The 20,204-nt window shown below is 75.0% G+C and carries 20 protein-coding genes; 10 read left to right on the forward strand and 10 right to left on the reverse strand.

Annotated elements, in window-relative coordinates; all coding sequences use genetic code 11:
• Window positions 1–58: 58 nt before the first annotated feature.
• A complete protein-coding gene (locus F1C15_RS12900; RefSeq protein WP_185231649.1) occupies window positions 59–856 on the reverse strand; it encodes an alpha/beta fold hydrolase in 798 nt (265 codons plus the stop codon).
• Window positions 857–983: 127 nt separating this feature from the next.
• Here F1C15_RS12900 and F1C15_RS12905 point away from each other — a divergent pair, with 127 nt between their 5' ends.
• Window positions 984–1,682: an NAD(P)H-hydrate epimerase gene (locus F1C15_RS12905; RefSeq protein ID WP_255465258.1), complete on the forward strand. Its 699-nt coding sequence runs from the start codon at window positions 984–986 to the stop codon at window positions 1,680–1,682.
• A gap of 50 nt (window positions 1,683–1,732) precedes the next feature.
• Here F1C15_RS12905 and F1C15_RS12910 read toward each other — a convergent pair whose 3' ends face one another.
• The 4 genes from F1C15_RS12910 to F1C15_RS12925 all read right to left on the reverse strand — a co-directional run bounded on the left by F1C15_RS12910 (window position 1,733) and on the right by F1C15_RS12925 (window position 7,097).
• Window positions 1,733–3,124 carry an MFS transporter gene (locus tag F1C15_RS12910; protein ID WP_185234352.1) on the reverse strand — a complete coding sequence of 464 codons (1,392 nt, stop codon included), beginning with the start codon at window positions 3,122–3,124 and terminating at the stop codon, window positions 1,733–1,735.
• A gap of 437 nt (window positions 3,125–3,561) precedes the next feature.
• Window positions 3,562–5,058 carry a DHA2 family efflux MFS transporter permease subunit gene (locus F1C15_RS12915; protein WP_056052796.1) on the reverse strand — a complete coding sequence of 499 codons (1,497 nt, stop codon included), beginning with the start codon at window positions 5,056–5,058 and terminating at the stop codon, window positions 3,562–3,564.
• 183 nt (window positions 5,059–5,241) lie between these two features.
• Window positions 5,242–6,123 carry an ABC transporter permease subunit gene (locus F1C15_RS12920; RefSeq protein WP_056052801.1) on the reverse strand — a complete coding sequence of 294 codons (882 nt, stop codon included), beginning with the start codon at window positions 6,121–6,123 and terminating at the stop codon, window positions 5,242–5,244.
• Window positions 6,120–7,097: an ABC transporter ATP-binding protein gene (locus F1C15_RS12925; protein ID WP_185231653.1), complete on the reverse strand. Its 978-nt coding sequence runs from the start codon at window positions 7,095–7,097 to the stop codon at window positions 6,120–6,122. The genes F1C15_RS12920 and F1C15_RS12925 overlap by 4 nt, the downstream gene beginning before the upstream one ends.
• Window positions 7,098–7,287: 190 nt before the next feature.
• Here F1C15_RS12925 and F1C15_RS12930 point away from each other — a divergent pair, with 190 nt between their 5' ends.
• The 3 genes from F1C15_RS12930 to F1C15_RS12940 are packed head-to-tail and all read left to right on the forward strand — an operon-like array spanning window position 7,288 to window position 9,376.
• Complete coding sequence (locus F1C15_RS12930) at window positions 7,288–7,965, forward strand: DedA family protein (protein ID WP_255465259.1); 678 nt, start codon at window positions 7,288–7,290, stop codon at window positions 7,963–7,965.
• Between the two features lie 4 nt (window positions 7,966–7,969).
• Window positions 7,970–8,677 (forward strand): nucleoside/nucleotide kinase family protein, encoded by a 708-nt coding sequence (locus tag F1C15_RS12935; RefSeq protein ID WP_185231657.1) that lies wholly within the window; start codon window positions 7,970–7,972, stop codon window positions 8,675–8,677.
• 12 nt (window positions 8,678–8,689) lie between these two features.
• Window positions 8,690–9,376: a histidine phosphatase family protein gene (locus F1C15_RS12940; RefSeq protein ID WP_185231659.1), complete on the forward strand. Its 687-nt coding sequence runs from the start codon at window positions 8,690–8,692 to the stop codon at window positions 9,374–9,376.
• Between the two features lie 12 nt (window positions 9,377–9,388).
• Here F1C15_RS12940 and F1C15_RS12945 read toward each other — a convergent pair whose 3' ends face one another.
• A complete protein-coding gene (locus tag F1C15_RS12945; protein ID WP_185231661.1) occupies window positions 9,389–10,501 on the reverse strand; it encodes a hypothetical protein in 1,113 nt (370 codons plus the stop codon).
• 75 nt (window positions 10,502–10,576) lie between these two features.
• Here F1C15_RS12945 and F1C15_RS12950 point away from each other — a divergent pair, with 75 nt between their 5' ends.
• The 4 genes from F1C15_RS12950 to F1C15_RS12965 all read left to right on the forward strand — a co-directional run bounded on the left by F1C15_RS12950 (window position 10,577) and on the right by F1C15_RS12965 (window position 13,632).
• The gene (locus tag F1C15_RS12950) at window positions 10,577–11,062 is read left to right on the forward strand and encodes a MarR family winged helix-turn-helix transcriptional regulator (RefSeq protein WP_185231663.1); all 486 of its coding nucleotides are present in this window, start codon (window positions 10,577–10,579) and stop codon (window positions 11,060–11,062) included.
• 182 nt (window positions 11,063–11,244) lie between these two features.
• Complete coding sequence (locus F1C15_RS12955) at window positions 11,245–12,627, forward strand: M23 family metallopeptidase (protein WP_185231664.1); 1,383 nt, start codon at window positions 11,245–11,247, stop codon at window positions 12,625–12,627.
• A gap of 98 nt (window positions 12,628–12,725) precedes the next feature.
• Complete coding sequence (locus tag F1C15_RS12960) at window positions 12,726–13,256, forward strand: GNAT family N-acetyltransferase (protein ID WP_255465261.1); 531 nt, start codon at window positions 12,726–12,728, stop codon at window positions 13,254–13,256.
• A 10-nt stretch (window positions 13,257–13,266) separates the two neighbouring features.
• Entirely contained in the window at window positions 13,267–13,632 is a 366-nt protein-coding gene (locus F1C15_RS12965; RefSeq protein WP_185231666.1) for a hypothetical protein, read from the forward strand.
• Here F1C15_RS12965 and F1C15_RS12970 read toward each other — a convergent pair.
• The 4 genes from F1C15_RS12970 to F1C15_RS12985 form a co-directional block, all read right to left on the reverse strand.
• On the reverse strand, window positions 13,629–14,549 hold the full coding sequence (locus F1C15_RS12970; RefSeq protein ID WP_185231668.1) for a hypothetical protein: 921 nt from the start codon (window positions 14,547–14,549) through the stop codon (window positions 13,629–13,631). The two genes, F1C15_RS12965 and F1C15_RS12970, sit on opposite strands and share 4 nt — an antisense overlap.
• Before the next feature lie 25 nt (window positions 14,550–14,574).
• The gene (locus tag F1C15_RS12975; protein WP_185231670.1) at window positions 14,575–15,555 is read right to left on the reverse strand and encodes a DNA/RNA non-specific endonuclease; all 981 of its coding nucleotides are present in this window, start codon (window positions 15,553–15,555) and stop codon (window positions 14,575–14,577) included.
• Between the two features lie 176 nt (window positions 15,556–15,731).
• A complete protein-coding gene (locus F1C15_RS12980) occupies window positions 15,732–16,376 on the reverse strand; it encodes a PadR family transcriptional regulator (RefSeq protein ID WP_185231672.1) in 645 nt (214 codons plus the stop codon).
• 218 nt (window positions 16,377–16,594) lie between these two features.
• On the reverse strand, window positions 16,595–17,515 hold the full coding sequence (locus F1C15_RS12985; RefSeq protein ID WP_185231674.1) for a CoA ester lyase: 921 nt from the start codon (window positions 17,513–17,515) through the stop codon (window positions 16,595–16,597).
• 209 nt (window positions 17,516–17,724) lie between these two features.
• Here F1C15_RS12985 and F1C15_RS12990 point away from each other — a divergent pair, with 209 nt between their 5' ends.
• Complete coding sequence (locus F1C15_RS12990; protein ID WP_185231676.1) at window positions 17,725–19,371, forward strand: hypothetical protein; 1,647 nt, start codon at window positions 17,725–17,727, stop codon at window positions 19,369–19,371.
• Window positions 19,372–19,417: 46 nt separating this feature from the next.
• Entirely contained in the window at window positions 19,418–20,140 is a 723-nt protein-coding gene (locus F1C15_RS12995; RefSeq protein WP_167258365.1) for a hypothetical protein, read from the forward strand.
• Window positions 20,141–20,204: the final 64 nt, after the last annotated feature.

Consider the following 20,204-nt stretch of genomic DNA (forward strand, 5'->3'; position numbering starts at 1 on the left):
CGCGCGGCTGCCTCCTGAACCGTCGACGCCGGGGCGGCGCGCTGACGCGCCGGGGCGCTCAGGCGTCGACGGCCTCGAGGAAGGTCCGCAGCAGGTCGGTCACCTGGTCGACCGGCTGCAGCGACGACGCGTGGTCCTGGCCGACGAGCTCGTAGAACGCGGCCTCGGGCATGCGGCGTGCGGCGTCCTGCGACTCGCGGTGCCGCTCGACGTCGCGGGTGCCCGCGAGCAGCAGCGTCGGCACCGTGACCGAGTCGAGCTGCTCGGCCGTGAGGCCGCCGCCCGTCTCGGCGGCGGTGAAGAACGCCGCCAGCGCCTCCGGGTCGTCCTGGCGGAAGGCGAGCCGCGTGCCGGGGTCGAGCGGGCGGCCCATCGCGAGCTCCCACCCGGCGATGAACGAGTCCATGCCCCCGGTCGTGAGCCGCTCGTGCCAGTCGGGCGTGAAGGTCGCCCCGATGTTGCCGTTCATGGGCGCCCAGCTGCCCCCGACCGTCGTCAGGGTGCGGAGCAGCTCGGGCTCGTGGGCCGCGATCGACAGCCCGACCCGGGCGCCGAACGAGTAGCCGACGTAGTGCACCGGCGCGAGCCCGGTGGCGTCGAGCACGGCGGCGACGTCGCCGCGGTGGTGGGCCATCGAGTAGGCGGCAGGGTCGTGGGGCCCGCCGCTCCGGCCGTGGCCCCGCAGGTCGAGGGCGACGACGGTGAAGTCGCGCTCGAGGTCGCGGAGGTAGCCGAGCCCGCGCCAGCTGCCCTTCGACAGGCCCGAGCCGTGCACGAGCAGCAGCGGGGCGCCGTCACCGGCCACCTCGTAGGCGATCGCGGTGCCGTCGACGGGGCTGTGGGCCTCAGAACGCATCCGGCCAGTCTGGCAGGGAGGCACGCCCGCGTGCCCGGACCGGTCCGTTCGTGCCCGGATCGCCCCGGTCCCGGGCTACATCCCTCGGAGCGAGCGCGGGAGGCGCGGGTCGGCCACGATGGACCCCATGGTCCACGGATGGTCGGCAGAGCAGGTCAGGGCGGCCGAGGCGCCGCACCTCGAGGCGGGCGAGCCGCTGATGCAGCGCGCGAGCGACGGCCTGGCGGAGGCGGTGCGCGGTCTGCTGCGCGACTCCGGCCGGTGGCCCGCCCCCGTGGTGCTGCTCGTCGGCAGCGGGTCGAACGGGGGCGACGCGCTCTTCGCCGGGGCGGGGCTCGCGGCCGACGGCTGCCCGGTGACCGTGGTGCCGACCGGCTCCCGGGTGCACGAGGCCGGCCTCGCCACGGCCACCGGGGCCGGTGCCGTCACGGACGACCCGGCCGCGTGGGCCACGCCCGAGGGCGCCGGTCGGCGACTGCAGGAGACGGGTGCCGCGGTGCTGCTCGACGGCCTCGTCGGTACGGGCACGAGCGCCGACCCCGCGCTGCGCGGCCGCGCGCGGGACGTCGTCGAGGCCCTGCTGCCCTCGCTGCGCCAGCCGGGCGCGCCCGCCGTGGTCGCGGTCGACGTGCCCAGCGGCGTCGGCCCCGACGACGGCAGCGTGCCCGACCCCGCCGTGCTCCCGGCGACCCTGACGGTCACGTTCGGCGGCCACAAGGCCGGGCTGCTGCTCGAGCCCGCGGCAGGCCTCGCGGGGGAGGTCGTGCTGGTCGACATCGGCCTGCTGCCCGACCTCGCCCGGATGACGCCGCTCGTCACGCGCTGACGAGCGGCGCCGGCCTCACGACCCGGCCCGGCCTCACGACCGGCCCGGCCTCACGACCGGGGCTTCACCACCGACAGGGGGCTGGTGATCGCCTCGAGCGACTTCCGTTCGGCGGCCACGCCGAAGACGAACGCGATGACGCCGCCGACCAGCATGATGCCCGCGCCGAGGAAGTAGCCGAAGGTCAGCGGCCCCCGGTCGGTGCCGTCGCCGATCAGGGCGCCGTAGAGCGTCGGGGCGACCGCGCCCGCGATCTGGCCGAGCGCGAAGAAGTAGCCGATGACCTGGCCGCGCAGCTCGAGCGGGAAGATCTCGCTCACCGTGAGGTACGCCGAGGACGCGCCCGCCGACGCGAAGAAGAACGACACGCACCAGAAGACCGTCTGGGTCGTCGCGCTCAGCACGTCCATGTGGAAGAGCACGGCCGACACGGCCAGCACCACGGCCGAGACGCCGTAGGTGAGGAAGATCATCTGCCGGCGGCCCCAGGTGTCGAAGAGGTGGCCGAGCAGCAGCGGGCCGAGCAGGTTGCCGATCGCGAACGGGAAGAAGAAGTACTGCGTCGACGCCGGGTCGGTGCCGTAGAAGTTCTGCAGCACCAGGGCGTAGGTGAAGAAGATCGCGTTGTAGAGGAACGACTGCGTGATCATCATCGTCGCGGCGACGAGGGTGCGCTTCGGGTAGTCCTTCACCAGGGTGCGGACGATGACGCTGAACGAGATCCGGCCGTCGCCGGCGATCTCGAGCGCCTGGTCGTCGCTGACGGGCTCCAGGTGCCGGCCCTCCGCCTCCACCCGCTTCTCGATGTCGGTGACGGTGGCCTCGGCCTCCTCCTCCCGGCCGTGGGTCATCAGCCAGCGCGGGCTCTCGGGGATGTGCCTGCGCAGGTAGATGATGATCAGCCCGAGCACCGGGCCGATGAAGAAGCCGATGCGCCAGCCGACGTCCTCCGCGAAGTAGTCGGTGTTCAGCAGGAAGAGGTTGGCGGCCGAGCCGAGGGCCGCACCGCCCCAGTACGTGCCGTTGATCGCGATGTCGACGCGGCCGCGGTAGCGCGACGGGATGATCTCGTCGATGGCCGAGTTGATCGCGGCGTACTCGCCGCCGATGCCCATGCCGGCGATGAAGCGGAACACGGCCAGGAAGGCGAAGTTCGGCGAGAGCCCGGCGAGGCCGCTGGCGACGAGGTAGATCGCCAGCGTGAGGATGAAGAGCTTCTTGCGGCCGAGCGTGTCGCTCATGCGCCCGAAGATCAGGGCACCGGCGACCTGGCCGAGCAGGTAGATCGTGCCGAGGTAGCCGACCTGCGCAGCCGTGAGGCCGAGGTCGGCCTGGAAGCCGGCGGAGGCGACGATCTGGATCTCGAGGCCGTCGAGCACCCACGAGAAGCCGAGGCCGACGACGATCGTCCAGTGGAAGCGGGTCCACGGCAGCCGGTCCATCCGGGCCGGGACGAGGCTGCGCCGGGGAGCCCCGGTCGCCCCCTCGGCGGTGGTGGGCGTGTTCGACATGGGTGCCTCCCCGGGTGCTGCGCTCGACGTACGGAGCGGCCGCGGCGCAGGTGCCGTCGGCCGGTCGGGGAGTGCAGGCGCTGCAGGAGTGCAGCCTCTGCACGGGCCGCGACCGGTCGAAGCTACTCCCCGCCCGGGGCCGGTGACCGGTGCCCCGGAGGGGCTCGCGGCGGAGGCGTCGAGCGTTCAGGGGCGACCGGCTCGGCGGGGCGCCGACGGCCCCCCGGACGCCGCTGACGCCTGAACGCTCGACACGGGGTCGGCGCGCAGGCGTCAGTGGGCGGAGGTGGGGGAGGCGGAGCCAGCCGGAGCCGGCCTGGGAAGGCCGCGGGCCGGGGAGGCGCGGTGTCCGCCCCGAGGAGGGTCGGCTAGTGCGCGACCACCTTCTCGGCGCCCTCGACCACCGGCGGCCGGCGGACGAAGAACGAGCCGACCACGGCGAACACCGAGATGACCGCGCCGACGAGGAAGGCCGCCCGCACGCCGCTGCTGGCGGCGGCGACGTCGCCCGCGCCGCCGGAGGCGGCCGTGGTCGCGGCGAGGGTCATCACGGTGACGAACACGGCCGTGCCGGCGGCGCCGGCGACCTGCTGCACCGTGCCGACGACCGCGCTGCCGTGCGAGTACAGACGCCCCGGCAGCGAGCCGAGGCCCGACGTGAAGAGCGGCGTGAACATGAGGGCGAGGCCGATGCTCAGCGCGACGTGCGCCCCGAGCACCATCGGGATCGGCGTCGACTCGGAGACCGTCGACAGGAACCACAGCACGGCGCTGACCAGGGCGGTGCCGGGCACGAGCAGGACGGTCGGGCCGTACTTGTCGAAGAGGCGGCCGACGATCGGCGACAGGAGGCCCTGGACGAGCCCGCCCGGCAGGAGCAGCAGGCCGGTCGCGAGGGGGTCGAGGCCGTGCACGTTCTGGAGGTAGATCGGCAGGACGATCAGCGTGCCGAACAGGGCGATCATGCCGATGCCGAGCACGAGGGTCGACATCGTGAATGTGCGGGAGGCGAAGGTGCGGAGGTCGAGGAGCGCCGTGTCGGTGCGCTGCAGCGCGCGCTGGCGCAGCACGAACGCGACGAGGGCCACGACGCCGACCGCGAGCGGCACCCACGCCGGCACGGCGGCCTCGGCGCCCTCGCCGAAGGTGCTGAGCCCGTAGACGACGCCGCCGAAGGCGAACGCGGAGAGGATGACCGACAGCACGTCGAGGGGCACCTTGGTGGGCGTCGTCACGTTCTTGACGCGGACGGCCCCGAGGGCGAGCGCCGCGAGGGCGATCGGCAGCACCAGGATGAACATGAAGCGCCACTCGAGGACGCTGAGGATGAGGCCGGAGATGGTCGGGCCGATGGCCGGGGCGACCGAGATGACGATCGAGATGTTCCCCATCGTGCGGCCGCGGGTCGCCGGCGGCACGAGGGTCAGGACGGTCGTCATGAGCAGCGGCATCATGATCGCCGTGCCCGACGCCTGCACCACGCGGCCGATCAGCAGCACGCTGAAGCCGGGCGCGATCGCCGAGATGGCCGTGCCGAGGCTGAACAGGCTCATCGCGGTGATGAAGACGGGGCGCGTGTCGAAGCGCTGGAGCAGGAAGCCCGTGATCGGGATGACGACGGCCATCGTCAGCATGAAGCCGGTGGTCAGCCACTGGCCGGCCGTGACCGTGATGTCGAGGTCGCGCGTGAGGCTGGGCAGCGCGACGCCCATGATCGTCTCGTTGAGGATGACGACGAAGGCCGAGACGAGCAGCAGGCCGATGACCAGCTTGTTGCGGGCGGCGGTCGCCGCGTCGGGGCCGTCGTCGGCGCCGGCCGCGCCGGCGGGGGCGGCGGTCGTGGGGCGGGCGGTGTCGCTCGTCATGGCGGTGCTCCTGGGGAACGAGGGCGGATGGCGGGAGGCGACCTCACCGTCGAGACGCTCCAGGGAGAAGGCCCCGCCCGCCTGGATCATTCCCGCGGATCGCCCCTGGATGTGCCGGGAGCCCGCGAGCCGCCCCGAGGGGCGGCCGGCGGGCTCCGAGGCCGAGCGGTGACGGCGGCGGCGTCAGACGTCGCGGCGCTTCACCGCGGCGACCGCGACGACGAACAGGGCGACGACCCAGCCGGCGAGCACGCCGAGGGCCTGCCACGGCGTCAGCACCACGGCGTCGTCGACCGTCGGCGGGGTCAGCATCGACGACCCCTCGACCTGGTACTCGAAGACCCGGGTCGCGGCCTGGGGCGGGGTGAACTCGTACAGCGTGTATATCCACGGCTCGGAGATCACGGCCATGCCGATCGTGAAGATGATCGGCAGCACGAAGACCAGGCCGATCGACGCCGCGATGCCGCCGGCCCCGTTGCGGATGACCGCGCCCAGCCCGAACGAGATCATCGCGATCATCGCGACGCTGGCGGCGGCGCCGACCAGGGACCACCACAGGCCGGTGTCGCCGAGGTCGAGCTCGATGCCCGTCGACGACGAGAGCAGGGGCGTGCAGACGAGCGCGGCGACGACCAGGGCGAGGCCGGAGACGACGAAGGTGCTGACGCCGACGATCAGCACCTTGGCCACGAGTGCGGGCGTGCGCCGGGGCACGGCGGTGAAGGTGGAACGGATCATGCCGGTGCCGTACTCGCCGGTGATGACGAGGGCGCCGAGCACCGCGGCGACGAGCTGGGCGAAGGCGACGCCGATCGTGATGACCTGCACGCCGAGCGCCTGCTGCTGCTCGGCCGTGGCCTCCATGCCCTCGAAGCCGCTGGCGACGGAGGCGAACAGCGCGCCGAACCCGACGACGATCACGACGATGACGGCGAAGCACCACGCGGTCGAGCGCAGGCTGCGGAGCTTGATCCACTCGGAGGCGACGACGTGGGCGAAGGTCACGCCGGGCCCGACCGAGTGGCCGTGGGCGGAGCGTCGGGTGGGGGCGGCGGCGGTCATCGCGAGGCTCCGGGGGTCGTGGCGGCCTTCTCGGCCGCGGCGGGGGAGGCGGGGGTCGCGGCGGCGGCGCCGCCCGCGTGGTACTCGACGGAGTCCTGGGTGAGCGACATGTAGGCCTCCTCCAGCGAGCGCACCACCGGGGTCAGCTCGTGCAGGACGATGCCGCGCGAGGCGGCGAGCTCGCCGACCCGGGCCGCGGTGACGCCGGGCAGCTCGAGCGAGCCGTCGTCGGCCGTGACCGGCTCGACGCCGTGCTCGGCGCGGACGAGCTCGACGAGCTGGGGCAGGTGCGGGCTGCGCACGCGCACCCCGTCGCCCGAGGCCTGGGCGATCACCTCGCTGACGGGGGCGTCGGCGAGCACGCGGCCGCGGCCGAGCACGATCAGGTGGTCGGCGGTCTGGGCCATCTCGCTCATCAGGTGCGACGAGAGGAAGACCGTGCGCCCCTCGGCGGCGAGGTGGCGGGCCAGGGTGCGGACCCAGACGACGCCCTCGGGGTCGAGGCCGTTGACCGGCTCGTCGAAGATCAGGGTGGCCGGGTCGCCGAGCAGCGCCGCAGCGATGCCGAGACGCTGGCCCATGCCGAGCGAGAACCCGCCGACGCGCTTCTTCGCGACGGGCTCGAGCCCCGTGAGGGCGATGACCTCCGCGACGCGCGAGCGGCCGATGCCGTGGGTCGCGGCCATCGCGTGGAGGTGCTCGGAGGCGCTGCGCCCGCGGTGCACGGCCTTCGCGTCGAGCAGCACGCCCACCTCGCGGAGGGGAGCCCGGTGCTCGGCGTAGGGGCGGCCGTTCACCGTCACCGAGCCGGAGCTGGGGCGGTCGAGGCCGACCACCATGCGCATCGTCGTCGACTTGCCCGCGCCGTTCGGCCCGAGGAAGCCGGTCACGATGCCCGGCCTCACGGTGAACGACACGTCGTCGAGGGCGACCCTCTGGCCGTACCTCTTGGTCAGGTGCCGAGCTTCGATCATGTGGTGGGTTCCTCCCCGGGGCCGTCCGGCGCCGCAGCGCCGCCCCCGCGCGGTCGCACGGCGGTCCTCGACCGACGATAGGGCCGCGGGCGCCCCGGCGGCATCCGCCGACCGGACGAGGCGGAGCGGGCCCGGCTGCGCTGCGCGGGGGAGGACCGGTCGTGCCCGCCGACCTTGTTACAGTCCTCCGGTGACGACCGACGCGCTCCTCGCCTCCCTGCCCGCCGCCTCCGGGGGGTTCCTCCTCTTCGACCCCGAGGCCCTGCTGCCCGCCCTGGGGCCGTGGGCGCTCGCCGGCATCTCGCTGATGATCTTCATCGAGTCGGGCGTGCTCTTCCCCTTCCTGCCCGGCGACTCCCTCCTGTTCACGGCCGGCCTGCTGCACGAGCCGCTCGGCCTCGAGGTGTGGGTGATCGCGCTCTGCGCCTTCGTCGCGGCCTTCCTGGGCGACCAGGTCGGCTTCTTCCTCGGCCACACCTTCGGGCGCCGGTGGTTCCGCCCCGACGCGCGCGTCCTGAAGACCGCGCACCTCGAGAAGGCCGAGGCGTTCTTCGCCAGGTACGGCGGCGTCTCGCTCATCCTCGGCCGGTTCGTGCCGATCGTCCGCACCTACGTGCCCCTCGCCGCCGGCACCGCGGGCTACACCTACCGCAAGTTCGTCGTCTTCAACGTCGTCGGCGCCTTCCTCTGGGCGGTCGGCATGGTCGTGCTCGGCTCGCTGCTCGGCGGCGTGCCGATCATCCGCGACCACGTCGACGTCTGGGCGATCGTCCTCGTGGTCGTGTCGGTGATGCCGATCGTCGTCACCGTGCTGCGCAAGGCCCTGGTCGGCCGGCGTGACCGGGCCGCCGCCGCGAAGGGCCTCTGAGGCCGTGACGGCGGGCGCGACGCGGGCGAGCGAGGCCGCGGCCGGCCTCGTCGACCGGCACCGCGCCTCCGGCCGGCGCCGCACCGTCGTCGGGCTGGCGGGCGAGCCCGGCGCGGGCAAGAGCACCCTCGCGGCCCAGCTCGTCCTCGCGCTCGGGGCCGCGGGGCTGAGCGCCGTCGTCGTGCCGATGGACGGCTTCCACCTCGCGAACGTCGAGCTCGACCGCCTCGGGCGTCGCGACCGCAAGGGCGCCCCCGACACGTTCGACGCCGACGGATACGTCGCGCTGCTGCGGCGTCTCGCGGCGCCGGGGCCGCGCCCGGTCTGGGCGCCCGACTTCGATCGCGACCTCGAGGAGGCGGTGGCCGGCTCGATCGCCGTCGCGCCCGAGGTCGAGGTGGTCGTCACCGAGGGCAACTACCTCCTCGTGGACGCCGAGCCGTGGACGGCGGCCCGCGCCGCCCTGCACGAGACGTGGTTCGTCGAGGTCGATCCGGCGGAGCGCCTGCGGCGGCTCGTCGCCCGGCACGTGCGCTTCGGCAAGGACGAGGAGGCAGCGCTCGCGTGGGCGACCGGCCCCGACGAGGGCAACGCCCGGCTGGTGCGCGCCGGGCGGGCCTCGGCCGACCTGGTCGTCGTCGCGGACGCCGGTGCGGGCCCGGGCCCGGGGCACGGCCTGCGCCCGGAGACCGGCGTCGGGGGCCTCTCGTAGGCTGGGCGCATCATGCGACTGCTCCTGATCCGACACGGCCAGACCCCCGACAACGTCATCGGCGCCCTCGGCACCACCGCGCCCGGCGCCCGCCTGACCGACCTGGGCCTGCGCCAGGCGGAGGCCCTGCCGGCCGCGCTCGCGGCGGAGACGATCGGCGCGCTGTTCGTCAGCACGCTCGTGCGCACCCAGCTGACGGCGGCGCCCCTGGCCGCGGCGCGGGGCCTCGAGCCCGTCGTGCTCGACGGCCTCCGCGAGGTCGTCGCGGGCGACCTCGAGATGCGCAACGACCCCGCTGCGGGCGCTGCCTACATGGGCACGGTCGCCCGGTGGGTCGTCGGCGACCGCGACGCGCGGATGCCCGGGGCCGAGAGCGGCCACGAGTTCCTGGCCCGCTACGACGCGGCGATCGAGCGCGCGACGGCCGACGGCCACGACACGGTGGCCGTGGTGAGCCACGGCGCGGCCGTTCGCGGCTGGGTCGGCTGCCGGGTGGCGGGCGCGGGCGGCACGTTCGTCCGTGACCACGACCTCTCGAACACGGGCGTGGTCGTCGTCGAGGGCAGCACGACCGACGGCTTCCGCCTCGTCTCGTGGGAGGGCACGCCCCTCGGCGGTGCCGACCTCGACGACCCGACGGCCGACGACCCGACGGGCGAGGCCCCGGCCGACGTCGTCGACGCCGCTGCGCGGCCGTAGGGCGGGGGTCGCCTAGGCGGCGACCACCTCGTCCTCCTCCGTCACGGGCGCGAGCTCGTCGGCCAGCCGCGTGCGGCGGACGCTGCCGAGGTGCACGAGCCCGGCGACGAGCAGGCCGGCGACCAGCCAGAGGGCGAGCACGAGCACGTCGCGGCCGACGCCCTGATCGGCGAAGTAGACGACGGTCTGCGTCGCGTGCAGCCACGCGGCGCCGTTCCAGAAGCTGCTGAGCGCGGCGAAGAACGGCGGCACGAGGCCGGCGGCGAACACTCCGCCCGAGCTGGTGAAGTTGAGCATCACGAAGAGCATCGTGAGCACGGGCGTGGTCCAGTGCCGGAGCAGCGGGTGCAGGCCGACGCCGATGACGACGATCGTCGAGACGTACAGCCAGCTGAGCAGCCACAGCTGGCCGAGGGCGTGGTCGACGATGCCGTAGACCGGCCCGACGACGACGGTGCCGATCGCGGCCACGACGGCAGCCGTGACGACGGCGATGCCGAGGCGGGCGGCCAGGCGCGTGCGGGCCGGAGCGACGACCGCCGAGATCGCGGCCGCGCTCGCGTACCCGCCGACGCTGAGCGCGACGAGCAGGAAGAAGAGGCCCTGGCCCGTGGGGTCGCCCTCGCCCGAGGGCACGACGTCCTCGACCTGCAGCGGCAGCTGCTGCTGGTACGCCACGGGCAGGAAGACCTTCTGCACGACGGACGCCGTCGTGTCGCTCGCGGCGCTCGAGACGAAGAGGGTGGCATCGTCCGCGGTCGCCTCGTAGGCCGCGACGACCTCCCGGTCGGCGACGAGGCCACGGGCGGCGCCCTCGTCGGCGACCGTGCGGACGTCGAGGGCGTCGGGCGCCCGGTCGTTGAGGGTCTGGGCGAAGACCTCCGCCTCGGCGGTGGTGCCCACGACGGCGATCGGCAGGTGGTGGGGCGCGGGGTGGCCGAACGCGCCGAGGTACGCCAGCGCCATCCCCGCGGCGAGGAAGAGGGGGATGAGGAGGTGCAGGCCGAGCCCTCGCCAGAACCGGGGGTCGAGCCGCGGGCGGCGGCCCGCCGTCGGGGCGGCGGTCGCGGTCGCGGTCGCGGTCGGAGCGGTCGTGGTCGAGGGGGAGTGTTTGTGTTGCACCATGCAACACACTGTAGCCCTCGAGTCCGTGCGGTGCCAGCTCGTCGTGCTCGGGCTCGCCCTCGTAGGCTCGGGGGCGTGCAAGCCGACGACCAGACCACCGGCATCGACGCTGTCTACGCCGAGCTCGAGCGGGTCTCCCGCCGGGCGGTGGCGCGAGCCCGTGCCCGGAGCGCCCCCCTCTCGTTCGTCGAGCACTCGCTCGTGACCTTCATCGCCTCGCACCCGGGCTGTCGGGCGATCGACATCGCCGCCGACTTCTCGCTCAACCGGTCGACCGTCTCGCGTCAGCTCGCGGGCCTGGTCGAGCTCGGGCTCGTGACGACGGTGGGCGAGGAGGCGCCGGCCGGGTCGGCGGAGACGCGCCGCGGCCAGGTGCTCGCGCTCACCCCCCGCGGCGACGAGCTGCTCGCACGCTCCGTCGACGCCAACCGCGCCGCCCTCGCGGAGCGACTGGGCGACTGGCGGGCGGACGAGGTGGAGCAGCTCGCCGCGTCGCTGCACCGTCTCAACAGCGCCTTCGGCGACGGCGCCCCCGGGGGACAAGACGCGGTGCCGGTGTGACTCCTGTGACTCGTGAGGCCCTGTGTGCACCCTCAACTGGGGACAGATCCATCCACAGGCATCGGGCCCGACGGGTTTACCCTCGCCGGTCGCGCACCTAGGGTGGAGGAGTTCCCCGGCCGGGAGGACGCGCCCACGAGGTGCGGAGACCGGCGTCCCTCCTGCAGTTAGGTACCGCCTCCGTGAGCCACGCCGTCTCCGTCCCGTCCGCCCGCAGCGCCCTCGTCGCTGTCACGACGCTCCTGGTGGCCCTCGCCATGGTCGTCGCGGGCGTGGTGGTCGGTGGCTCGCCCGCCCGGGCGGCGTCGTACCCCAGCTGGGACGACGTGACGGCGGCGCGCGCGAACGAGAGCACGAAGCAGGCGCAGATCACCGAGCTCCAGGGTCTGCTGAGCGGGCTCCAGACCTCTGCCGCCGACGCGCAGGCCGAGGCCGACCGCCTCGGCGCCGCCTTCCAGGCCGCGCAGGAGTCCGTCGACGCCGAGGCCGCCAAGCTCGCCGAGCTCGAGGCCCAGGTCGCCGAGAAGAAGGCCGTCGCCGACGAGAGCCAGAAGCGCGCCGGCCAGGTCGCCGCGCAGCTCGCACGGACGGGCGGCGGAGACGTCTCGACCCAGCTCGCCGCCGACGCCCAGGGCGCCGACGACCTCCTGTACCGCCTCGGCGCCATGAGCAAGATCACCGAGCAGGCCGAGGGCATCCGTGCCCAGGCCGTCGCCGACCGCAACGTCGTCCAGTCGCTGACCGACCAGGCGGGCGTCGCCAAGAAGGCGCTCGACGGCCTGCGCGACGCCGCCGAGACCTCCATGTCGGAGGCCCAGGCCGCGTCCGACGCCGCCGCCGCGGCCGTCACCGCCCAGCAGGAGAACGAGGGTCGCCTCCAGGCCCAGCTCGCCGCGCTCCAGTCGGAGACCGCGGTCACCGAGCAGCAGTACCAGGCCGGGGTGGAAGCCGAGAAGGCCCGCCTGGCCGCCGAGGAGGCCGCACGTCAGGCCGAGGCCGCGCGTCAGGCCGAGGCCCTCCGCCAGCAGCGCGCCGCGGCGGCTGCGGCCGCGGCCGCCGCGGCGGCCGCGAGGCCGGCCCCGGCCCCCGCGCCCGCCCCGGCGCCCTCCCGCCCGGGCACGTCCGCTCCCGCGCCCGCTCCGTCCCCGTCGGGCGGCGCCTGGGTCCGCCCGAGCGGCGGCGGCATCTCGAGCGGCTACGGCATGCGCGTCAACCCCGTCACCGGCATCTACACGAACCACGACGGCATCGACCTCGCCCCGGGCTGCGGATCGCCGATCTACGCGGCGTCGTCCGGCACCGTCGACTACGCCGGCTCGTACGGCGGCTACGGCAACTACGTGCGCATCGCCCACGGTGGCGGCCTCAGCACGGCGTACGGCCACATCGTCAACGGCGGCATCCGGGTCTCGAAGGGCCAGTCGGTCGTCGCCGGCCAGCTGATCGCCCTCGTCGGCTCGACCGGCAACTCGACCGGCTGCCACCTGCACTTCGAGACGCGCGTCTCGGGCGCCTCGACGAACCCGGTGCCCTTCATGGCGGCGCGGGGCGTCAGCCTCCGCTAGCGGGCCTCGGCTCCGATCGAGGGCCTCTGCACCGGCCTGGCGTTCAGAGCAGACCGCGGGCGCGGAGCAGACCCCGGGCGGAGTGGCAAGATCGACAGGTGTCGAACGCTGCCGCCCTGCCCCCCGTCCACCTCGAGCACGTCGACTGGCACGACCCCCGCGCCGCCGAGCTCCGCGCCCGGATGGACGCCGAGATGTCGGCGGTCTACAGCGCGGGCCGCGAGCCCGACCCCGACGACGTCGTGGCCGCGCGGGACGCCGCTCTCCTCGTGCACCCCGAGAAGGTCCGCGCCACCCTCCTCGTGGTGGACCCCGGCGGCACGGCCCTCGGCCACGCCGCCCTCTACGACCGGGGCGGCGAGTGGGAGGTCAAGCGCGTCATCGTCGACCGTGAGCAGCGCGGCCGGGGCATCGGGCGCCTCCTGATGGCCGGCGTCGAGGCCGACGCCCGCGCGGCGGGCGCCCCGCGGATGATCCTGCAGACCGGTGACCGCCAGCCCGACGCGGTGGCGCTGTACGAGAAGACCGGCTGGACGGGCATCCCCACCTACGAGCCCTACGTCACGACCATCCCGCAGTCGATCTGCTTCGAGAAGGTGCTCGTCGGGGCGGAGCAGCACGCCGGTTAGGGTGGGCACCGTGATCACGCGACGCGACGCCGCCCTCCGCCTCGACATCCCGCTCGAGATGGCCGCCCGGCACGGCATCCCCGCCCGCCTCACGGTCGACGAGCTGCTCGAGCTCGAGAAGTCGCCGCCGGCCTGGCTGGTGCAGTCCCGCGCGAACCGCACGGGCAAGCCCGTCTGGGTCGACCTGTCGTGCGTCGTCTGCGGCTACCACGAGGCCGCGCGGCCGAAGAAGTGGTGGCCCGAGTGGACGCACCTCAGCTGTGACGACCACCACGCCGACGAGCTGCCGGCCCCGGCAGAGGGCGTCGTCCGCACCGAGGTCGACGGCGTCGGCAGCCGCTTCGTGGCGGTCGTCGACGTCGAGCTGAGCCGCTAGGCGCCGTAGCCGACCGACGCCGGCGGAGCGATGCCCGCGACGACGTGCACGGCCGCCTGCCGGGCGTCGTCGGCGAGGAGCTGTCGCTGCAGGTGCTGGTCGTGCCACCGGGCGAGCTCGCGCGGGGTCACGTCGTCGACGCCGTCGGCGACCGTGTAGCGGAAGGCCGCCGCCTCGCCGTCGACGGCGACGGTCCGTCGCTCGCCCAGCTCGGTGCCGTCCGCCGCGTCGACGAAGACCTCACGGCCCGGGTCGTCGGAGGCGGGCAGCACGACGTCGACCCGGGGGTGCGCCGCCCCGGCGGTGGGACCCTCGACCCCCGTGCCGAGCCGCGCCTCGACGAGGCGGGCCGAGTCCCCGACGCGGGCCGACTCCGCGCGGCGGGCCGACTCCGCGGCGGCGGGGCGGGTCTCGTCGTGCCCCGCGGCGACGTCGTCGACGACCCGTCGCACGTCGTCGTCGATGCGGTCGCTCTGCTGCTCCAGCGCGGCGGCGGCGGCGCGCAGCCAGGCCTCGACGGCGCGGGTCTCGTCGGCGGACCAGCCCGTGGGCTCGGCCGAGCTGACCGAGAAGTCCGCCGCGTCGATCGACCACTCCCAGGCGAGCAGCGCCCGCGTGAAGGCGGAGGGGGAGGGCAGCACGGCGAGGGTGCCCCGCCGGAGGCCGGGCGCCCAGTGCAGCTCGGGGTCGGTGAACAGGTGCTGCACGGCGGCGGCCTCGGGCAGGGCCGCCGTGGCGGGCACCGCGAACCAGGCCCGGATCGCCCGCCACGACGACGACCCCCGGGGGAGGGCGTCGTGGTCGCGCGGCACGAGCACGGTCAGCGGTCGGCCGCCCTCGTCACGCCCCGCGGGGTCGCGCACGGCGGGGTCGAGGTCAGCGGGGTCGAGGTCGGGCACGGAGGTCGATGATGCCACGCGGGGCCCGGAGGCGCGGGGCGGGTCAGAAGGTCAGCTGATCGACCGAGGTGAGCGGCACCCAGCCGGGGCGCAGCCCCTCCGGTGGCTGGACGGTCGGCACGGTCTGCAGGGAGTCGGCCTCGGCGAGCTGCGCGATCTCGAGCCCCGTGAGGGCGGCGATGTCGCGGACGGGCACCTGGAAGGTGCGGTACTCGCCCAGGGGCGGCGGGTCGCCGGCCTCGTGGGCCCGGGCGAAGGCGGCCTCGAGGTCGACGCCGTCGAGCTCGGGCCCCTGGTCGAGCAGGTAGCCCGCGGTGCGGAGCGCGGCACCGCCCCGGGTCGCCCAGGCCGCGATCTTGAAGAAGCTGCGGGGGATGCGCACCCCGCGGTAGGGAGCGTCGTCGTCGAGCAGCACCGGCCCGGTGAAGACGGTCAGGCGCTGCCGGTGCACCTGGGCGTACTGCAGCACCTGGTCCTCCAGGCCGAGCCAGAGCTCGGCCGACTGGTTGAAGTCGGCGGCCTGCGGCGCGGCGTTCGTGTACGAGAACGTGTCGCGGTTCGCGCGGGAGGCGACGGCGGGCGAGCCCCAGACCGGGTCGCGTCGGCGGACGAGGTGGCCGCGGTCGAGGTCGTTGCGGGCGTAGACCTCGGGGCCGCACTGCTCGTCGGCGGGCACGCGCTCGTCGAGGTGCCAGTCGTCGCCCCGCTCGAGGTCGATCAGCGAGCTCCCGTCGACGTTGACCGCGGTCAGCGCCGCCAGGCGCCGGGCCGGGTCGAGCAGCACGGTGAAGTGCGCGTAGGGCAGCTCGCGGACGACGCGGCCGCCGGTGTCGGGCAGCGGGACGCCGACGGCGAGGAAGCCGGGGTCGTAGCCCGTGGCCGAGGCGGCCTCGGGCCCGTCCGGGTCGAGGCCGGCGAGGTCGGTGTCGACGGGCTCTGCGGCGTCGCCGGTGCCGGTGCCGGTGTCGGTGCCGCCTGCCCCGTCCAGCCCCTGACGTGCGTCCTGGTCGCCCGTGGTCGTCATCCGCGCCTCCTGCCGGTGGGCCCCTCGGCCCCTCACGGGTCATGGTGCACCCGGCCGCCGACATCCGCCCGGGGGCCGCGGCGCCCGGGCGGACGACGGAGGAGGCGCGGCGCAGGGGCTGCTGCACCGCGCCTCCCCGGGGTGGCGCGTGCCCGGCACCGGCCGGGCCGCCGTCGCTAGTCGGCCAGGATGGCGTACAGGGCGCGACGGGTCTCGTCGAGCTTCGCCGTCGCGGCCGCCCGCTGGGCGTCGGTGACGCCGGTGCGGAACTGCTGGACCGCGCCGAAGAGCTTGCCGAGGCTCTCGCGGAACTCGTCCGAGCCCTCGGCGTCGCCGGCCGTGGCGGCCCAGGCGGCCTCGATGGCGTCGGCCTGCTCCGCCACGTACGCACGGCCGGACTCGGTCAGCGAGTACTCGCCCTTGGCGTCGGTGGCGGTCTCGACGCCGTCGACGATGAAGCCCTCGTCGACGAGCTGCTGCAGCGTCGGGTACACCGAGCCGGGGCTCGGCTTCCAGACGCCGTCGGTGCGCTCGGCGATGGCCTTGATCAGGCCGTAGCCGTTCGACGGGGCGTCGACCAGGAGCGACAGGATCGCGAGGCGGACGTCGCCGCGGCGGGCGCGCCCCCGGCCGCCGCGGTGCGGGCCGCCGGGGCCGGGGAAGCCCGGACCGCCGAAGCCGGGGAACCCGAAGCCGGGGAAGCCCGGCCCGGGGCGGCCGGAGCGGCCGAAGGGGCGGCCGAAGCGCGCTCCGCCCGCGAGCGGGTCGTGCGAGCGGCGGTCGTGGTCGTGGTGCTGGTCGTTCTCGTGCTGCTGTGCCATGGGGGCACGTCCTTCCGGTCAGGGGTCTCGACCGGGCGGAGGCCACGGGCGGTGTCGCCGGGCGGCTCGGGGTCGAGTGTCGCGGACCATTCCGCGATGTGTCGAAGATATGTCGCTGACAGTCGTTCGTCAACCCCTGACGACACATCCACAGCCCGGAGGACGAGGGAGGCGCGCCCCCGGTGCGGGGACGCGCCTCCTCGGGTGCTGCGCCGGGCTCAGCTCGCGGGGGCGACGCCGAAGGCGGTGGCGAGCTTCTCGATCTTCTGCGCCCGGCCGAGGCGGGGCAGGTCGCTGCCGTCGCGGATGACCCGGCCACGGCCCTCGAAGTCGGCGAGGAAGTCCTGGGCCCAGGCGACGTCGGAGGGCGTCGGGCTGATGACCTCGTTGATCACCGGGAGCTGCTCGACGTCGAGGCAGAGCTTGCCGGTGAGGCCGAGCGCGACCGCGACGCCCGCCTGCTCGCGGAGCACCGGGTGGCTGCTGCCGACGGTCGGGCCGTCGATCGGGCCGGGCAGGCCGCCGATGCGGCTCGCGACCACGAGGCGCGAGCGCGGGTAGGCCATGGCGAGGTCGTCGGCGCTGGTGCCGGTGTCGCGGCGGTAGTCGCCGCTGCCGAAGGCGAGGCGGAAGGCGCCGCGGGCCTTGGCGATCGACGGGCTCTCCTCGATGCCGAGGGCCGACTCGACCAGTGCGAGCACCCGCACCGCGCCTCCCAGCCGGTCGAAGGTCTCGGTGACGTGCTCGGGCGCCTCCGTCTTGGCGAGCATGACGCCCTGCAGGCCGGGCAGGCCCAGGAGGGCGTCGACGTCGTCCGACCAGAAGTCGGTGGAGCGGTCGTTGATGCGCACCCAGGCCTCGCCGCCGTCGCGGAGCCACGCGACGACGTCGTCGCGGGCGGCCGGCTTGCGGGCGGGGTCGACGGCGTCCTCGATGTCGAGCACCATCTGGTCGGCCCGCGACGCCGCCGCGGGGGTGAAGCGGTCGGGCGCCGTGCCGGGCACGAGCAGCCAGCTGCGGGCGATGTCGGCCGGGGGCTTCGGGCGACGCCGCCCGTCGGGGCGGGAGGACGGCTCGCCGCCGGGGGTCGGTGCTGTGGTCGCGGCGTCTGCGGGCGCGGTGTCTGCGGTCTCGGTCATGGGACGTCCTCGTCTCGGTCGGCGGCCGGTGGTCGCGTCAGGCGGTCGCTCCCACGGTACCGGTCCGCCCCCCGAGGGCGGGGCGTCCCGGCTTCTGGGAGGAGACGGGCGTACCGTTCAGCGAGATCACAGGCGTCCGACGCCCGCACCCCCGCGACGTCGTCGATGCCGGCACCTGAGCACGAGTCCCCGAACACGAGGAGCGCACCATGACCGACGAACGATCCCCCCGGGCCGACGGCACCGACAACCACGCCGAGGGACGCGTCGACGAGGGCCGCCCCGAGGCCGGGGCCCCCGCCGTCGACTTCGGCGGCCCGGCCGAGCCGGCCCGCGACCCCGCGGACGACCAGCACGACGACCAGCGTGGCGAGCAGCACGGCGAGCACGCGTCGGCCCCCGCCGTCGACTTCGGCGGCCCCGCCGAGCCTGCCCGCGACCCCGCCGACCACGAGCACGACGGCTCCGACTCCGCGACGCGGGCCCTGCCGGTCACCGGTGACGAGCCCGGCCGCCACGACGACGGCGTCGAGCCGCGGGGCGAGCTCTTCCCGCCCGCCGCGTCGCTCGCCGACGACCAGGCGACCCCGACGACCGCCGACGGCTCCGTCGCGGCCGCCGAGGTGCCGGGAGGCGACCAGGGTCGCCGCGTCGACGCCGGCGACGGCCGCGGAACGACCATCGACGGCGACGCGAGCGTCGACCCCGAGCGGATCGAGGCCGAGCGCCGTGACGGTGTCGACCGCGACGGCGAGACGGAGGTCATCGCACCGCTGAGCAGCGACGACCGCGACCACGACGCTCGCCACGACGGCGACGCCGACCGCCGCGATGACGCCGACCGCCGCGACGACGCCGACCGCCGCGACGACGCGACCGTCCCCCCGGTCGTGGCCCCCGTCGCCCCCGGCGCGCGCGCCTGGTCGGCCGGGTCGTCCTCCGACGACGACGGCCCGCGTCGTCCGCTCCACGACGACGAGGCTCTCCGTGCCGCCGAGGCCGCCCGCGCCGAGCCCGTCCGCGACTCCTCCGAGCGCGACGGCGACCGCGACGCCGACCGCGACCGCGACTCCCGCGACGGCGCCGTGGCCGTGGGTGCCGGTGCCGCCGCGGCGGGCGCCGGTGCCGCCGCCGCCCACGCCCGCTCCGACGACGGCCGGATCGGCGACGCCCGCACGACCCCCGCCCCCGCGGCGGGCCGCACCCCGACCGGAGCGGTCGAGCGCGACCGCACCGGCGGCTACCCGACCACCGACGACGGCGACATCGACCGCGTCGGCCTCCGCCGCGACCTCCTCGCCGAGCAGAAGGAGGAGTTCGGCGGCATGCGCTTCGGCGCCGGCCTGCTGGGCTGGTTCGCCGCGACCGGCCTCGGCGTGGTGCTGTTCTCGATCCTCGCGTCCATCATGGCGGCCGTCGTCGTCGGCTCGTCGCCCAGCGCCTCGCCGCTGGCGCTGCAGCAGACGCTCGCCGACCAGGGCCCGGTGCTCTCGCTCGTCGTCGGCATCGGCGTGCTCGTCATCGTCTTCGTCGGCTACCTCGTCGGCGGCTACACGGCCTCTCGCGTGGCCCGCTTCTCGGGTCTCAAGCAGGGGCTCGCGACCTGGCTCTGGGGGCTCGTCATCACGATCGTCACCTCGGTCGTCGTCGGCGTCGTCGCCGTCCAGGCGGGCGACCAGAGCTCTCCGAACTCCATGGTGCCGACGGTCGACGACCTGACCTCGATGTCGGTCGAGAGCCTGATCTTCCTCGGCCTGGTGCTCGTCCTCAGCCTCCTGGGTGCGCTCCTCGGCGGCGTCCTCGGGCAGCGCTGGCACCGCCGCGTCGACCGCTTCATCCCCGAGCACCAGGTCTGACCGACCGGTGCCCCGCACGACCCCACCACAGAGACAAGGAACCACCATGCGCCACCTCGACCGCTCCTCCCTCGTCCGGACGACGCTCGGCGTCGTCGCCGCTGGCGCTCTGGCGTTCACGCTCGTCGCGTGCTCGTCGACCTCCGACTCGGAGAGCAACAACACGGCCCCGACCCACCCCGTCAATGAGCCCGACGAGCGCGAGGGCTCGTCGGTCGCCGAGACCCCGGCCGCGAGCGTGCCGAGCCTCGCGGGCGGCGTCGACACGCAGGTCGCCGTCGACGCGTCGTTCGTCGACGCGCTCGGCACGCTGGGCCTCACGCCCGGCGTCGTCGGCACGGCGACCTTCACCGGCGGCACGTTCTCGTTCCCGATCACGGGCGGCAACGTCGACTACTACGGCCCCGACAGCGAGGTGCGCCCGTACGTGCAGGGCTTCATCGAGCACGACGGCTCGGGCCTCAGCCTCACCGCGGCCGACGGCACCGTCGTCGAGCTGACGGACTTCGACATCGACCCCGGCGAGTCGAAGCTCTACGGCGACGTGACGGTCGACGGCACGGTCGCGGCCGAGCACGCGTACCTGTTCAACCTCTGGGGCGGCACGCTCGAGCCGCTCCGCACCGAGGGCTCGAACGCCGTGCTCGAGGGCACGACGGTGCACGTCAGCCCGGCCGCCGCCTCGCTGCTCAACGAGACCTTCGGCACCGAGGCCGTCGAGGACGAGATGCTCGTCGGCGTCGCCACGATCACGGTCGCCACGCAGTAGCCCCGACCCCTCTGCCACGCCGAGACCGCCCGCTCCCTCTTCGGGGGCGGGCGGTCTCGGTGTA

The organism is Frigoribacterium sp. NBH87, from assembly GCF_014217665.1.
Lineage (GTDB): Bacteria > Actinomycetota > Actinomycetes > Actinomycetales > Microbacteriaceae > Frigoribacterium > Frigoribacterium endophyticum.